Origin of the sequence: Methylocaldum sp. 14B (assembly GCF_002005105.1) — a bacterium.
Lineage (GTDB): Bacteria > Pseudomonadota > Gammaproteobacteria > Methylococcales > Methylococcaceae > Methylocaldum.
On sequence record NZ_MSCV01000024.1, the window covers coordinates 19,955 to 32,594 of the forward strand.

14 protein-coding genes are annotated in these 12,640 nt (G+C 58.9%); 11 read left to right on the top strand and 3 right to left on the bottom strand.

From position 1 onward, the window contains the following. Positions 1–17 precede the first annotated feature (17 nt). The 11 genes from rpmI to B2A78_RS16760 all read left to right on the top strand — a co-directional run bounded on the left by rpmI (position 18) and on the right by B2A78_RS16760 (position 10,425). Positions 18–215 carry a 50S ribosomal protein L35 gene (gene rpmI / locus B2A78_RS16710; protein ID WP_077731151.1) on the top strand — a complete coding sequence of 66 codons (198 nt, stop codon included), beginning with the start codon at positions 18–20 and terminating at the stop codon, positions 213–215. Between the two features lie 29 nt (positions 216–244). Continuing rightward, complete coding sequence (rplT, locus tag B2A78_RS16715) at positions 245–592, top strand: 50S ribosomal protein L20 (RefSeq protein WP_077731152.1); 348 nt, start codon at positions 245–247, stop codon at positions 590–592. A gap of 84 nt (positions 593–676) precedes the next feature. Beyond that, on the top strand, positions 677–1,702 hold the full coding sequence (gene pheS, locus B2A78_RS16720; RefSeq protein ID WP_077731153.1) for a phenylalanine--tRNA ligase subunit alpha: 1,026 nt from the start codon (positions 677–679) through the stop codon (positions 1,700–1,702). Between the two features lie 21 nt (positions 1,703–1,723). Continuing rightward, positions 1,724–4,102: a phenylalanine--tRNA ligase subunit beta gene (gene pheT, locus B2A78_RS16725; protein WP_077731154.1), complete on the top strand. Its 2,379-nt coding sequence runs from the start codon at positions 1,724–1,726 to the stop codon at positions 4,100–4,102. Between the two features lie 4 nt (positions 4,103–4,106). Next, positions 4,107–4,460: an integration host factor subunit alpha gene (locus B2A78_RS16730; RefSeq protein ID WP_077731155.1), complete on the top strand. Its 354-nt coding sequence runs from the start codon at positions 4,107–4,109 to the stop codon at positions 4,458–4,460. Between the two features lie 64 nt (positions 4,461–4,524). Beyond that, positions 4,525–5,556 carry an N-acetyl-gamma-glutamyl-phosphate reductase gene (argC, locus tag B2A78_RS16735; RefSeq protein WP_077731156.1) on the top strand — a complete coding sequence of 344 codons (1,032 nt, stop codon included), beginning with the start codon at positions 4,525–4,527 and terminating at the stop codon, positions 5,554–5,556. A 171-nt stretch (positions 5,557–5,727) separates the two neighbouring features. Next, the gene (gene prmB, locus B2A78_RS16740; protein WP_077731157.1) at positions 5,728–6,651 is read left to right on the top strand and encodes a 50S ribosomal protein L3 N(5)-glutamine methyltransferase; all 924 of its coding nucleotides are present in this window, start codon (positions 5,728–5,730) and stop codon (positions 6,649–6,651) included. Between the two features lie 225 nt (positions 6,652–6,876). Next, positions 6,877–7,488 carry an arylesterase gene (locus tag B2A78_RS16745; protein WP_077731158.1) on the top strand — a complete coding sequence of 204 codons (612 nt, stop codon included), beginning with the start codon at positions 6,877–6,879 and terminating at the stop codon, positions 7,486–7,488. Positions 7,489–7,531: 43 nt separating this feature from the next. Then, positions 7,532–8,632: a chorismate synthase gene (gene aroC / locus B2A78_RS16750; RefSeq protein WP_077731159.1), complete on the top strand. Its 1,101-nt coding sequence runs from the start codon at positions 7,532–7,534 to the stop codon at positions 8,630–8,632. Between the two features lie 23 nt (positions 8,633–8,655). Continuing rightward, positions 8,656–9,816, top strand: a complete 1,161-nt coding sequence (locus tag B2A78_RS16755; protein ID WP_077731160.1) for an MFS transporter — start codon at positions 8,656–8,658, stop codon at positions 9,814–9,816. A gap of 69 nt (positions 9,817–9,885) precedes the next feature. Further along, entirely contained in the window at positions 9,886–10,425 is a 540-nt protein-coding gene (locus B2A78_RS16760) for a DUF2058 domain-containing protein (RefSeq protein ID WP_077731213.1), read from the top strand. Between the two features lie 258 nt (positions 10,426–10,683). Here the strand turns inward: B2A78_RS16760 and sufT are convergent, their stop codons facing one another. Genes sufT through B2A78_RS16775 form a run of 3 tightly spaced genes read right to left on the bottom strand, consistent with a single transcriptional unit; the run spans position 10,684 to position 12,640 of the window. Then, complete coding sequence (gene sufT, locus B2A78_RS16765) at positions 10,684–11,238, bottom strand: putative Fe-S cluster assembly protein SufT (protein WP_077731161.1); 555 nt, start codon at positions 11,236–11,238, stop codon at positions 10,684–10,686. Positions 11,239–11,243: 5 nt separating this feature from the next. Further along, complete coding sequence (locus B2A78_RS16770; RefSeq protein WP_077731162.1) at positions 11,244–11,966, bottom strand: SDR family NAD(P)-dependent oxidoreductase; 723 nt, start codon at positions 11,964–11,966, stop codon at positions 11,244–11,246. Further along, the gene (locus B2A78_RS16775; RefSeq protein WP_077731163.1) at positions 11,963–12,640 is read right to left on the bottom strand and encodes an HAD-IA family hydrolase; all 678 of its coding nucleotides are present in this window, start codon (positions 12,638–12,640) and stop codon (positions 11,963–11,965) included. The genes B2A78_RS16770 and B2A78_RS16775 overlap by 4 nt, the downstream gene beginning before the upstream one ends.

The following is a 12,640-nucleotide window of genomic DNA, read 5'->3' on the forward strand; positions in this document are numbered from 1 at the left end:
AGTTGTTGGAGATTTATATGCCTAAGATGAAGACCAATCGCGGCGCAGCGAAACGCTTCAAGCGTACTGCGTCCGGCGGTTTCAAATGCAATCATTCGCATCGTCGTCACATTCTGACGAAGAAGAGCACCAAGAGAAAGCGCCAACTGCGCAATCCCGCTGCCTTGCACCCTTCGGATGTGCGGAGCGCGACTCGCTTGTTGCCTTATAGCTGATTTTTTCTTGCCCATCGAGAGAGAAGCCCATGCCTAGAGTAAAACGAGGCGTCACTGCGAGAGCCCGGCACAAAAAGGTTCTCAAGCAGGCGAAAGGTTATTACGGCGCCCGTAGCCGAGTTTATCGCGTTGCCAAGCAGGCGGTTATCAAAGCCGGCCAATACGCTTATCGGGATCGCAGACAGAGAAAACGCCAATTCCGTGCGCTTTGGATCGTGAGAATCAATGCCGCGGCACGCGAATTCGGACTGTCTTATAGCCGTTTTATGGATGGCCTAAAAAAGGCGTCCGTCGAAATCGACCGTAAAGTTCTGGCGGATTTGGCTGTTCGCGACAAAGATGCGTTCGCTGAATTGGCCAAGATCGCCCAGGGTTAGCCCGCGCCTGATCTTCACGGGAAAGACTCGCCCCGAGTTTTTCCCGTTCTTCATTTCAAAACCGTTGTCCAAGCGAGCAAGGCTGTGAGTACACCCCTTGAAGAGCTTCTCGTGCAGGCCAGAAAGCAAGTGGCCGAGGCCGATACGCTCGGAAAACTCGATCAAGTGCGAGTACATTATCTCGGCAAGAAAGGTGTATTTACCGAGCGCATGAAAGAACTCGGTACGCTTCCGGCGGAACAGCGACGGGAGGCCGGAGGCCGGGTTAATCGGGCCAAAGACCGGTTTATAGCCGATTTGGAGGCCCGAAAGAGCGTTCTGGAGGCGAGCGAGCTGGAAGAACGTCTCAAGCGGGAAACCATCGACGTTACCCTGCCGGGGCGCGGGCAGCGTACGGGAGGGCTCCATCCGGTCACTCTGACGTTGCGGCGCATTAGCCAACTATTCAAGAACATCGGATTCGACATCGTCGAAGGCCCCGAAGTCGAGGACGATTACCATAACTTCGAAGCATTGAACATACCCGCCCATCATCCCGCGCGGGCGATGCACGACACTTTTTATTTCGACGAGCACACCCTCCTGCGTACCCATACCTCACCGGTGCAGGTGCGGATCATGGAGACCCAGAGCCCGCCGCTTAGGGTCATCGCGCCGGGCCGCGTCTATCGCTGCGATTCCGATTTGACCCACACCCCGATGTTTCATCAAGTGGAAGGATTCGTCGTCGATCGGGACGTCAGCTTTGCCGACCTCAAGGGTATTCTCTACGAGTTCCTGACCTTGTTCTTCGAAAAGGACATGCAGGTACGTTTCCGCCCGTCTTATTTCCCGTTTACCGAACCGTCCGCCGAAGTCGATATCGAGTGCGTCATGTGCGGAGGCGAAGGTTGCCGCGTTTGCAAGCAGACCGGTTGGCTGGAGGTAATGGGTTGCGGGATGATCCATCCGCGGGTTTTCGAATTCGTCAAAATCGATCCGGAACGCTATACCGGTTTCGCCTTCGGTTTGGGCGTGGAACGGCTCGCGTTGCTGCGCTACGGCATCAACGACCTCAGGCTGTTCTTCGAGAACGATCTTAGATTTCTCTCGCAATTCGCGGCATTTTAAGAACAACATACGGTCCTTCCCATGCGCTTCAGCGAAGCCTGGCTACGAGAATACGTCAATCCATCGATAGACACGCAAAGACTGGTTCATCAGTTGACGATGGCGGGTCTTGAGGTCGATAGCGCCGAACCCGCCGCTGCATCGTTCAGCGGCGTTATCGTGGCCGAAGTCCTCGAAGTCTCGCCGCATCCACAGGCCGACCGGCTGCGAGTCTGTCTGGTGTCCGGCGGTTCCGGTGAGCCTCTTCAAATAGTATGCGGAGCGCCCAACGTCCGGGCCGGGATGCGCGTGCCGCTCGCCATCGAAGGGGCACGTCTGCCGGGGGATGTTTCCATTCGGAAATCGGAGCTTCGCGGCATCGCCTCGTTCGGCATGCTGTGTTCGGCCAAGGAGTTGGGAATAGACGATCCCCAAACAGGGCTGATGGAATTGCCCTCGGATGCTCCAGTGGGGGCCGATGTTCGGGATTATCTGAAGCTGGACGATTGCATCATCGAGGTCGATCTGACACCGAACCGCGCGGATTGTCTAAGCGTAGAAGGCATTGCGCGCGAAGTGGCCTCGCTCAACGCTCTGGATTGGGCGGTACCGGACGTCCCTGCCGCTCCTACAACGATTCGAGAAGAGCACCCGGTGAGCGTTTCCGCACCCGAAGCGTGCCCGCGCTATTTGGGGCGGCTGATCAAAGGCGTATCGCGTACCGTTCAGACGCCGCTATGGATGCGCGAACGTTTGCGGCGCGCCGGTATCCGATCGCTGGATGCGGTAGTTGACGTTACCAATTATGTGCTCTTGGAAATGGGACAACCTTTGCACGCCTTCGACGCGGCCAAGCTGGAGGGCGGCATCCACGTTCGCTATGCGGCGCCGGGCGAGAAGCTGCGCCTCTTGAACGGCGAGGAAGTCGCGCTGGACCCCGATGTTTTGGTGATCGCCGATCAACGAAAAGCCTTGGCATTGGCGGGCATCATGGGCGGCAGCGACTCCGCGGTGGGCGATGGCACTGCCGATATTTTCGTCGAATGCGCTTTTTTCACGCCGAGCGTGATCATGGGCAAGGCTAGGCGCTACGGGCTGAATACCGAATCGTCCCATCGCTTCGAGAGAGGTGTCGATCCCGAATTACAGACTCGTGCCATCGAGCGGGCCAGCGAACTTATATTATCCATTGCTGGCGGAGAAGCGGGACCCATCGTCGAAGCGGCCAGCCCCCCGCATTTGCCGCGACGCGCGCCGATTCCGCTGCGTTACGAGAGGATTACCCGTCTGCTCGGCATGAGCATCGAGCGACCGAAGGTCGCCGAAATTCTCAAACGGCTGGGAATGACTCTCGCGGACCATCCGGAGGGATGGACCGTGACGCCGCCCGGATTTCGTTTCGATATCGCCATAGAGGCCGATCTCATCGAGGAACTCGGAAGGGTCTACGGCTACGAATCGTTGCCGCGCCGCCATCCGGTCATGGCGACGGCGATGCGTCCGGTGTCCGAACGAATACTCGATCTGGACCGGGTTAAGAACCTCCTGGTCGATCGCGGTTACCAGGAGGCGATTACCTACAGTTTCGTGGACGAAGCTCGGCAGGCGCTGATCGAGCCGGAAATTCCCTATTTGGCCTTGAAGAATCCGATTTCCTCCGACTTGGCCGTCATGCGCACCGGCCTTTGGTGCGGTTTGCTGGACGCGGCTCTCAAGAACACGTTCCGCCAGCAGAACCGGGTGCGCCTGTTCGAAGCAGGTCTGCGTTTCGCGAGGCGGGATGACGGCATCGAACAGCGGAAATCTATCGCTGGCCTGGCGATAGGGGCGGTACATGAAGAGCAGTGGGGAGAAGCGGCCCGCTCCGTAGATTTCTACGACGTGAAGGCCGATGTCGAGGGCATCGTCAAACTGACCGGCCGGGAGGCTGGTTTGGAATTTGTCGCCGCTGCTCATCCGGCGCTTCATCCTGGGCAATCGGCGGAAATCCGGCTCGACGGTGAACGGCTTGGTTGGATCGGAATGCTGCATCCTCGCCTGGAAAAGCAACTAAGCTTCGAACAAAGTGTGTTTCTGTTCGAGCTCGATCAAGACGTGCTGCTGGGAAGGCAAATTCCGGTATTCCACGGAATATCGAAGTTCCCGCAGGTGCGCCGGGATATCGCGGTCATCGTCGATGAATCCGTCACGATCGATCGTTTGATCGAGTGCGTGAAAGAAGTGGGTAGCTCTATCTTGCGCCAGGTCGTGGTGTTCGACGTTTACCGGGGGCAGGGTGTCGAGACCGGTCGGAAGAGCGTCGCTCTCGGTTTGGTGTTGCAGGATGAGGCCGAAACTTTGACCGACGCCAGGATCGATGAAACAGTAGGACGCGTTTTGGAACGTCTGAGCAGAGAATTCAATGCTAGGTTGAGAGATTGAAAAGATGGCACTGACCAAAGCAGACATGGTTGAGAGGCTTTTCGAGAACCACGGCATTAACAAGCGGGATGCCAAGGAGTTGGTCGATCAGTTTTTCGAAGAGATCAAGGCCGCGCTGGCGCAAGGAAATTCAGTGAAGTTGTCCGGGTTCGGCAATTTCGATCTTCGCGACAAAAATCAGCGGCCGGGCAGAAATCCGAAAACCGGTGAAGAGATTCCGATCACCGCGCGCCGTGTGGTGACGTTCAAGCCGGGACAGAAATTGAAGGTCAGCGTGGAAGCGTATTCGAGACAAAACGCCGAGAACGTTCGGCTAGAAAGCGAAGCGCCGAGTGCGAAAAAATCTCGAGGGTCTTGAGTTTTCTTGACCTGCTTCCTTCGCGGAAATCGTCCCTAATTCGTTTCGAACGAGAGAGCCGAGAATGATCCGAGTCGGCATTGTAGGCGGTACCGGCTATACCGGTGTGGAGTTGCTGCGGATTCTCGCGCTTCATCCTGACGTCGCCATAACCATCGTCACCTCGCGGGCCGATGCCGGAAAACGAGTCGACGAGTTGTATCCGAACCTGCGGGGTTTCGTCGATGCGATCTTCGTCGAGCCCTCGGCGGATGCGCTAGCCGGATGCGACGTGGTGTTTTTTGCGACGCCCAACGGTACTGTGATGCGGACGGCCGAAGCCTTGTTGGCGCGGGGCGTCAAAGTTATCGACCTGTCCGCCGATTTCCGCCTCAAAAACCCGGATGTATGGGCTCATTGGTACGGAGAGCCGCACGTTTCTCCCCAGCTGTTGGAAGAAGCCGTTTACGGGCTGCCCGAAGTGAATCGGGCACTGATTCGGTCGGCGCGGCTGATCGCATGCCCCGGTTGTTATCCGACTTCGGTTCAACTGGCATTATTGCCATTGATTGAGGCGAGGGCGATTCGCTTGGACCGCATCATCGCCGACGTGAAATCGGGTGTTAGCGGCGCCGGGCGCAAAGCAGAAATTCCCATGCTTATGAGCGAAACGGGCGAGAGCCTCAAGGCTTATAGCGTCAAAGGCCATCGTCATTGGCCGGAAATCAAGCAGGGATTGGACCAAGCCGCAGGACAGGACGTGGGCCTCACCTTCGTGCCCCATTTGATCCCCATGATTCGGGGTATTCACGCCACGGTTTATGCCGAACTGAGCGCCGCGCACGGCGACTTGCAGGCGCTATTCGAGGAGCGCTATCGAGCCGAACCTTTCGTCGACGTTCTGCCGGCGGGTTCCCATCCCGACACTCGCAACGTGCGCGGCGTAAACCGATGCCAGATTGCCGTCCATAGGCCTATGGACGGCAATACGGTGGTAATTTTGTCGGTCATAGACAATTTGGTGAAAGGTGCAGCCGGCCAAGCGGTGCAAAACATGAACCTGATGTTTGGCCTGGAGGAAACGAAAGGGCTCAGAAATATCGGGCTTTATCCCTAAAGCGGTTTCAATGGTGACGGGCAGAGACTCAAGTAGACCGTTCGCGTAAACCGTAGCTCTGGTGGTAACGTACCCGTTGGTTCTAGTGCGTCCGTCGGCGGATTTTCCATAAGCCTCGTCGGTACGGGGCGATTTTCCATTACAATACCGGGTCTACCGGAATCTTCGGCCATGTCGACATCACCCCATCCGTCCGTAACCTTAACCACCATCCGCGATTACATCCGTTGGGCCGCCAGCCGTTTCGTGCAAGCGGAGTTGTTTTTCGGCCACGGTACCGCCAGCGCACTGGACGAAGCCGCCGCCTTGGTGCTTCATACCTTGCATATGCCTTACGATCTCCCGGGCGGCTATTTCGCGGCCACGTTGACCATGGACGAGCGCGAGCGTGTCCTCGCACTCATCCAGCGCCGCATCGTCGAGCGCAAGCCTCTGGCGTATCTCATTCACGAGGCTTCTTTTGCCGGTTTGCCCTTCTATGTTGACGAACGGGTACTGGTGCCGCGTTCGCCCATCGCCGAACTGATCGAAAACCATTTCGCTCCCTGGATCGAGGCGGACCGGGTGCACGACGTGCTCGATCTTTGCACCGGCAGCGCGTGCATTGCCATCGCTTGCGCTTACGCCTTTCCGGAGGCACGGGTCGACGCCGTCGATATCTCGTCGGACGCGCTGGAAGTGGCGCGTATCAATATCAAGAAGCACCACCTGGAAGACCGGGTGAACGCCATCAAATCGGACGTTTACTCCGAGTTGGGCGACCGGCGTTACGATCTGATCGTCAGCAATCCTCCTTACGTAAACCTCGACGAGTGGCGCGGCTTGGCGCCGGAATATCACGCCGAGCCGAGGCTGGGCCTGGAAGCGGGCGAAGACGGCCTCGATTGCGTGCGCCGCATCCTCCGGGACGCCCATCGCCACCTTAAACCGGAGGGCGTTCTTGTCGTCGAAGTCGGCAGCAGCGCCGAAGCCCTGGAAACCGCCTACCCGGAAGTTCCCTTCTACTGGCTGGATTTCGAGCGGGGCGGCGAGGGTGTGTTCCTGCTGACTGCCGAACAGGTCGACCGGTGTAACAAGCTTTTTCAGAAGAGTTAGAAGAAGCTGACAAGTCCGCCAGCGCTGGGACAATATTGCAATCTCTCATGGAATCTCTGCTAGCAGCAATCCGAGGCACGACTATTCTTGTCGGGGGCGATGAGTACGCGAACCGTATGCTTCGTTCACTATGCGGTTCCTCGTAACCACAGCCCAGGATTTGTTGCACGTTGACTCAACGTGATCGACCCGTTACTAACGAACAAGATCAAGCAGAGGGAAACAATGAGAGTTCAGTTAAAAGTCGCCGGTATGTCTGTTCTGCTGTTATGGCTGGTGGCCTGTGGCTCTAGCGCGAAACTGCCGAAGCTTCCGACGGAGGCGAAGGTGCTCGCGTTCGGCGACAGCCTGACTTTCGGAACCGGCGCCGGTTCCGAGCAGAGTTATCCATCCGTATTGCAAGGCTTGATCGGGCGAGAGGTCATCAACGCCGGCGTGCCGGGCGAAACCAGTGCGGAAGGTCTGGAGCGCCTGCCGGCACTGCTGGACGAGCATCAGCCCACGCTGTTGATTCTATGCCACGGCGGTAACGATTTTCTGCGCAACTTGGGCGAGCAGCAGGCGGCCGACAACGTCCGGGCCATGGTCAAATTGGCCAGGGACCGCGGCATCAGCGTGGTTTTGATCGCCGTGCCCAAGTTCGGGCTGATGTTCTCGCCGCCCGAGTTTTATGCAAAGATCGCCGAAGAGTTCGCGATTCCCTTCGAAACCGGGACGCTGAGCAAAATCATCCGGGACAATTCGCTCAAATCCGATGGGGTACACCCGAATGGGCCGGGCTATCGGATGCTGGCCGAGGCAGTGGCGGATCGGCTCAAGGTGGCGGGGGCGATTTGAACCTTAATAGCTCCGTCGTTTAGGAACGTTTGAAATCTTTACCATGTCCGGAAACACCCTAGGCAAACTCTTTACCGTCACTTCCTTCGGCGAGAGCCACGGTCCCGCCATCGGCTGCATCGTGGACGGCTGCCCGCCGGGCCTGGAGTTGTCCGAGGCCGACATTCAGGGGGAGCTGGAACGGCGGCGCCCCGGCAAATCCCGGCATACCACGCAACGCCGCGAGCCCGACGAAGTGAAGATTTTGTCCGGGGTGTTCGACGGGCGTACCACGGGCACCCCGATCGGTTTGCTGATCGAAAACGTGGATCAGCGTTCCAAGGATTACTCCACGATCGCCGACTCCTTTCGGCCGGGTCATGCCGATTACACCTACCATATGAAATACGGCTTCCGGGATTACCGCGGCGGCGGGCGCTCGTCCGCTCGCGAAACCGCCATGCGGGTGGCTGCCGGCGCCATCGCCAAGAAATATCTGAAAGAACGGGTCGGCGTGACGATCCGCGCTTATCTGGCCCAACTCGGCCCGATCAAGATCGATCGGGTGGTTTGGGAGGAGGTGGACAACAACCCGTTCTTCTGCCCAGACCCCGAGAAGGTCGCGGAACTGGAAGCCTATATGGACGCTCTGCGCAAAGAAGGGGAGTCCATCGGCGCGCGCATCAACGTCGTCGCGACCGGCGTGCCGCCGGGCTGGGGCGAACCGATTTTCGACCGGCTGGATGCCGAGCTGGCTTATGCCTTGATGAGCATCAACGCCGTCAAAGGGGTGGAGATCGGCGACGGTTTCGCCTGCGTCGAGGCGAAAGGCACCGAGTTCCGCGACGAGATGAGTCCGCAAGGTTTCCTGAGCAATCATGCCGGCGGAGTATTGGGCGGCATTTCCTCGGGACAGGATATCGTTGCCAGCATCGCACTGAAGCCGACCTCCAGCTTGCGCCTGCCGGGCCGTTCCGTGAACGTCAGGGGCGAGCCCGTGGAGGTGATCACCACGGGTCGGCACGACCCCTGCGTCGGCATCCGGGCCACCCCCATCGCCGAAGCGATGACGGCCCTAGTGCTGATGGATCATTACCTGCGGCATCGCGCCCAGAATCCGGACGTGAAGACGGAATTGGCGCCGATTCCATCCAGGGCTCCGTAGCCCCGAACGATCTTCCGCCAGCCATGCTCTCGGCGCGTAAAGTGCCTTACGGCCGGTTGTCCGGCTTTTATTTTTTCTATTTCGCGGCGCTGGGCGCCTTTTTGCCGTACTGGGCGCTTTATCTCCAGGACACGGGATTCTCTGCGGCGGAGATCGGCCAGTTGATCGCCATTACCGCTGCGACCCGAGTCGTCGCGCCGAATCTTTGGGGGTGGCTGGCGGATCGAACGGGGCGGACCCTGTCCGTCGTCCGGCTCGCCGGATTTTTCACCCTAGTCGCTTTCAGCCTGGTTTTAAGACTGCAAGGATTCGCAGGATTCGCCCTGGTCATGCTGGTATTCAGTTTCTTCTGGAATGCCATGCTGCCGCTTTTCGAAACCGTCACGCTCAATCACCTGCGCCATGATACGTATCGCTACAGTTGGGTGCGGGTATGGGGCTCGATTGGCTTCATCGCGGCGGTCGTGTCGATCGGCAAGGCTTTGGAGCGCGTCCTTTCGATCGGTTGTCTACCGCAGTTGATCGTGCTGCTGTTCGGCGGGCTGTGGCTGGTCAGCCTGGCTGTGCCGAGAGGTCCGAAGGAAATTCATGGCCCGGAACCGAGCTCTTTGTCGAATATCTTGAAGCGTGGCGACGTCATTGCTTTTTTCCTGGCGTGCATGCTGCAACAACTCGCACACGGTCCTTACTACGTCTTTTTCTCGGTATATCTTCGGGATCACGGCTTCAGCAGCGGCGAGACCGGTCAGTTATGGGCACTCGGCGTCCTGGCGGAAATCGTGCTGTTCGCGTTCTTGCACCGTTTACTGGCGCGCTACAGTCTGCGCCGGATCTTTCTGGCGAGCTTCGCCCTGAGCGTTGTGCGCTGGCTATTGATTGCCTGGGGTGTCGATAGCCTTGCGGCGATTTTCTCCGGCCAACTGCTTCACGCGGCGAGTTTCGGCTCGGCCCACGTGGCCGCCATCCATCTGGTGCATCGCCATTTCCGCGGTCCGCATCACGGCAAAGGACAAGCCCTTTACAGTGCCCTCAGTTTCGGTTTGGGCGGCGCGCTGGGTAGTCTATACAGCGGATACTTCTGGACGGCGTGGGGGCCTCACTGGGTTTATACGGCGGCGGCGGGCTCCAGCTTATTGGCCTTACTGGTCGCCTGGCCGTCCGTTGGGAAACGGGATGTGGATTGACCGTTCTGCCGTCGGTATTGAAAGATGTGGGTGTGGCATTGAATATGAGACGAAACAGGAGCCATGGGCATGAGTAACTCCCTGAGAGATCAGCTTCTAAAGGCGGGCTTGGTCAACGACAAGCAGGTCAAACAGGCCAGCAAGGAAGTACGAAAACAGGAAAAGCAGAATCGCCACGGAAATGCCGCCGCAAAGGACGAGAGCAAGCGCGCGGCTCAGGACGCTATGGCGGCAAAAGTCGAGCGTGACCGCCAGCTCAATCTGGAAAAAGCCAAAGAAGCGGAAAGAAAAGCGCTTGCCGCGCAAATCAAGCAGCTGATCGAGATGAACCGCGTCTCGCCGGGGGAGGACGAGATCGCTTACCGGTTCGCGCACGACAACAAGGTCAAAACCCTCTATGTGTCCAAAACGGTACATCAAAGTCTTGTGGCGGGCAGGCTTGCAATAGCCAGCCTGGAGTCTCGGTATGAGATCGTCCCGCTGCCGGTGGCCGAAAAAATCAAGCAGCGGGATGAAACCCGAATCGTTCTGCTCAATCAGCCCGATCAAGCGCAAGATGCCGACGACGAATATGCCGATTACAAGATCCCCGACGATTTGATGTGGTAGGCGCGTCTGGCGACGTGTGATCAGTTGTAGGTCGGGAATCCCACCCCAATCGCAAACGGACGCTCCGGCAGCGCCAGGACGTCGGTTCTCAACACAGCGGGTTGTCGGCAAGGGATTGCCGACCTACAACGATGCGCCTGGGCGGCCGAGTAGGTCGGGAATCCTTTCCCGACGTTTACAGATCGGCCAGAGGTTTTGTTGGCAAAGGATGGCCGACTTACGGGCAGCCTGGGGGACCGTACCAAACCGGAAAATGGTCTAGATCATTCCCAGCTGAAGTTTCGCCACCTCGGACATCATGTCGCGCGACCAGGGCGGATCGAAGACCACTTCGACGTTCACCCTGTTCACGCCCGGGAGATTTCTTACCGCCGCTTCGGCGTCGTATTGCAGGACAGGGCCCATGCCGCAGCCGGGTGCGGTCAGGGTCATGATGATGTCGACATCGTTCTTGCCCTCTTCGACGGGAGTCACCTTGCAGTGGTAGACCAGCCCCAAGTCGACGATGTTGACCGGTATTTCCGGGTCGAAAATGGTCCTCAGCACTTCCCAAACGTTTTTTTCGACGGATTCGGGATCCGTGCCGCTCACGAGATTGCCCATGATCGGCGGTTCTTTCCCGAGGGCATCGGCGTCGTTTCCGGCGATGCGCACCATCTGGCCCATTTCGGTGACCACGGTGAAGTTGCCGCCCAAAGACTGATACAGACTTACTACGTGGCCTTTCGGCAGTGAACCGGGGGTGCCGTCGGGGATCTGGACGACGTTGACATCCCGCTGAAGGACGATGCTTTCGCGACCGTAACCGTACATAAGTGTTATGCGTTGTTAATCAGATAAGCGTTTGAAGGTGTTTCGTTTGGACTCAGCAGGCGGGCGATTTGCTCCGCATGGATGTCCGGCAAAGGCAGCCCCGCCGGGTTCTCGGCCGGATAGGCGCGCCGGCGAAGCGGGGACTGCATGGGACCCGGCGAATACAGGTGAACGCGAACCTTGCGGCTTTCCAGCTCGTCCGAAAGGATTCGCCCGAAGCCTTCCAGGCCGATCTTGGCCACCCCGTAAGCACCCCAATAGGCTTTTCCGGTTCGGGCCACCGAGTCGGTGATGAATACGATGCCCGAATCGGGAGATTTCGCTATCAATGGCAGGAGTTCCCGGGTCAGCAGGAACGGCGCGGTCAGGTTGACGTGAAGCAGACGTTGCCACAGTCCACCGCTGATATCGCTTACCGGTCCGAGTGCGCCGAGCTCGGCAGCGCAATGCACCAGTCCGTGCAGCGCGCCGAATTCCCGCTCGACCGAGGCTGCGAGATCGCGGTAATCGTCCTCGGTAGCGCCGGCCAAATCGAGTGGATAAATCGCCGGTTGCGGTCCTCCGGCAGCTACGATGGCGTCGTAGACCTTCTCCAGCTTCGGTATGGTCTTTCCGAGCAGGATGACCGTCGCGCCCTCGGCGGCGCAAGTCTTCGAAACCGCCGAGCCGAGCCCGCCGCCGGCACCGGTAACGAGAATGACGCGGTCAGCAAGCATCGAGCCGCTCATGACAGCGCTCCGTCCAGCCAGGGCAGCAGATCCCGAGGTGTCGCAAGGAGGCCGTCGGCGCCCCAGTCATGAGGCGCATGCTCCGCCGCGATATAACCGTACAGCGCCGTGAGGGTCGTCATGCCGGCTCGGCGGCCGGCTTCCACGTCGCCGGGAGCATCGCCGATGTAGACGCACTCTTCCGGGGGGTGATTCAAACGCCGGCTGGCTTCCAGAAGGGGAAGGGGATGCGGCTTTTTTTCGGCGGTGGTGTCGCCACTGATGACGCATCCGGCACGGTCGGCCAGATTTAGTTTTTTCAGCAAGGGATCGGTGAACCTGCTCATCTTGTTGGTGACGATGCCCCAGGGAATGCCGCGCCGTTCGAGCTCGCCGAGCACGGATTCGGTACCGTCGAAGAAGCGGGTGCGGTCGGCGACATGGGCGTGGTAAAGCTCCAGCATCCGTTGCAGCACTCGGCCGAAGAGCGCCGGCTCGTAATCCCCGTTGAACGCGCAGCGCAGCATGACGGTGGCGCCGCCCGAGATGCAGGGCTTGAGTTCGTCCACGGAACGCGGCGGAATATCGGCCTCGGCGAGCGCGGCGTTGGCGGCAAAGACCAGATCGGGCGCGGTGTCGAGCAGAGTTCCGTCCAGATCGAACAGCACGGCGGAAACCGTCGGGTTTGCTGCCAT

Excerpts from the sequence above, each read along its gene's own strand:
- rpmI (WP_077731151.1), top strand. The coding sequence starts at position 18 with ATGCCTAAGATGAAGACCAATCGCGGCGCAGCGAAACGCTTCAAGCGT.
- rplT (WP_077731152.1), top strand. The coding sequence starts at position 245 with ATGCCTAGAGTAAAACGAGGCGTCACTGCGAGAGCCCGGCACAAAAAG.
- pheT (WP_077731154.1), top strand. The coding sequence starts at position 1,724 with ATGCGCTTCAGCGAAGCCTGGCTACGAGAATACGTCAATCCATCGATA.
- B2A78_RS16730 (WP_077731155.1), top strand. The coding sequence starts at position 4,107 with ATGGCACTGACCAAAGCAGACATGGTTGAGAGGCTTTTCGAGAACCAC.
- argC (WP_077731156.1), top strand. The coding sequence starts at position 4,525 with ATGATCCGAGTCGGCATTGTAGGCGGTACCGGCTATACCGGTGTGGAG.
- prmB (WP_077731157.1), top strand. The coding sequence starts at position 5,728 with ATGTCGACATCACCCCATCCGTCCGTAACCTTAACCACCATCCGCGAT.
- B2A78_RS16745 (WP_077731158.1), top strand. The coding sequence starts at position 6,877 with ATGAGAGTTCAGTTAAAAGTCGCCGGTATGTCTGTTCTGCTGTTATGG.
- aroC (WP_077731159.1), top strand. The coding sequence starts at position 7,532 with ATGTCCGGAAACACCCTAGGCAAACTCTTTACCGTCACTTCCTTCGGC.
- B2A78_RS16755 (WP_077731160.1), top strand. The coding sequence starts at position 8,656 with ATGCTCTCGGCGCGTAAAGTGCCTTACGGCCGGTTGTCCGGCTTTTAT.
- B2A78_RS16760 (WP_077731213.1), top strand. The coding sequence starts at position 9,886 with ATGAGTAACTCCCTGAGAGATCAGCTTCTAAAGGCGGGCTTGGTCAAC.
- sufT (WP_077731161.1), bottom strand. The coding sequence starts at position 11,238 with ATGTACGGTTACGGTCGCGAAAGCATCGTCCTTCAGCGGGATGTCAAC.
- B2A78_RS16770 (WP_077731162.1), bottom strand. The coding sequence starts at position 11,966 with ATGAGCGGCTCGATGCTTGCTGACCGCGTCATTCTCGTTACCGGTGCC.
- B2A78_RS16775 (WP_077731163.1), bottom strand. The coding sequence starts at position 12,640 with ATGGCAGCAAACCCGACGGTTTCCGCCGTGCTGTTCGATCTGGACGGA.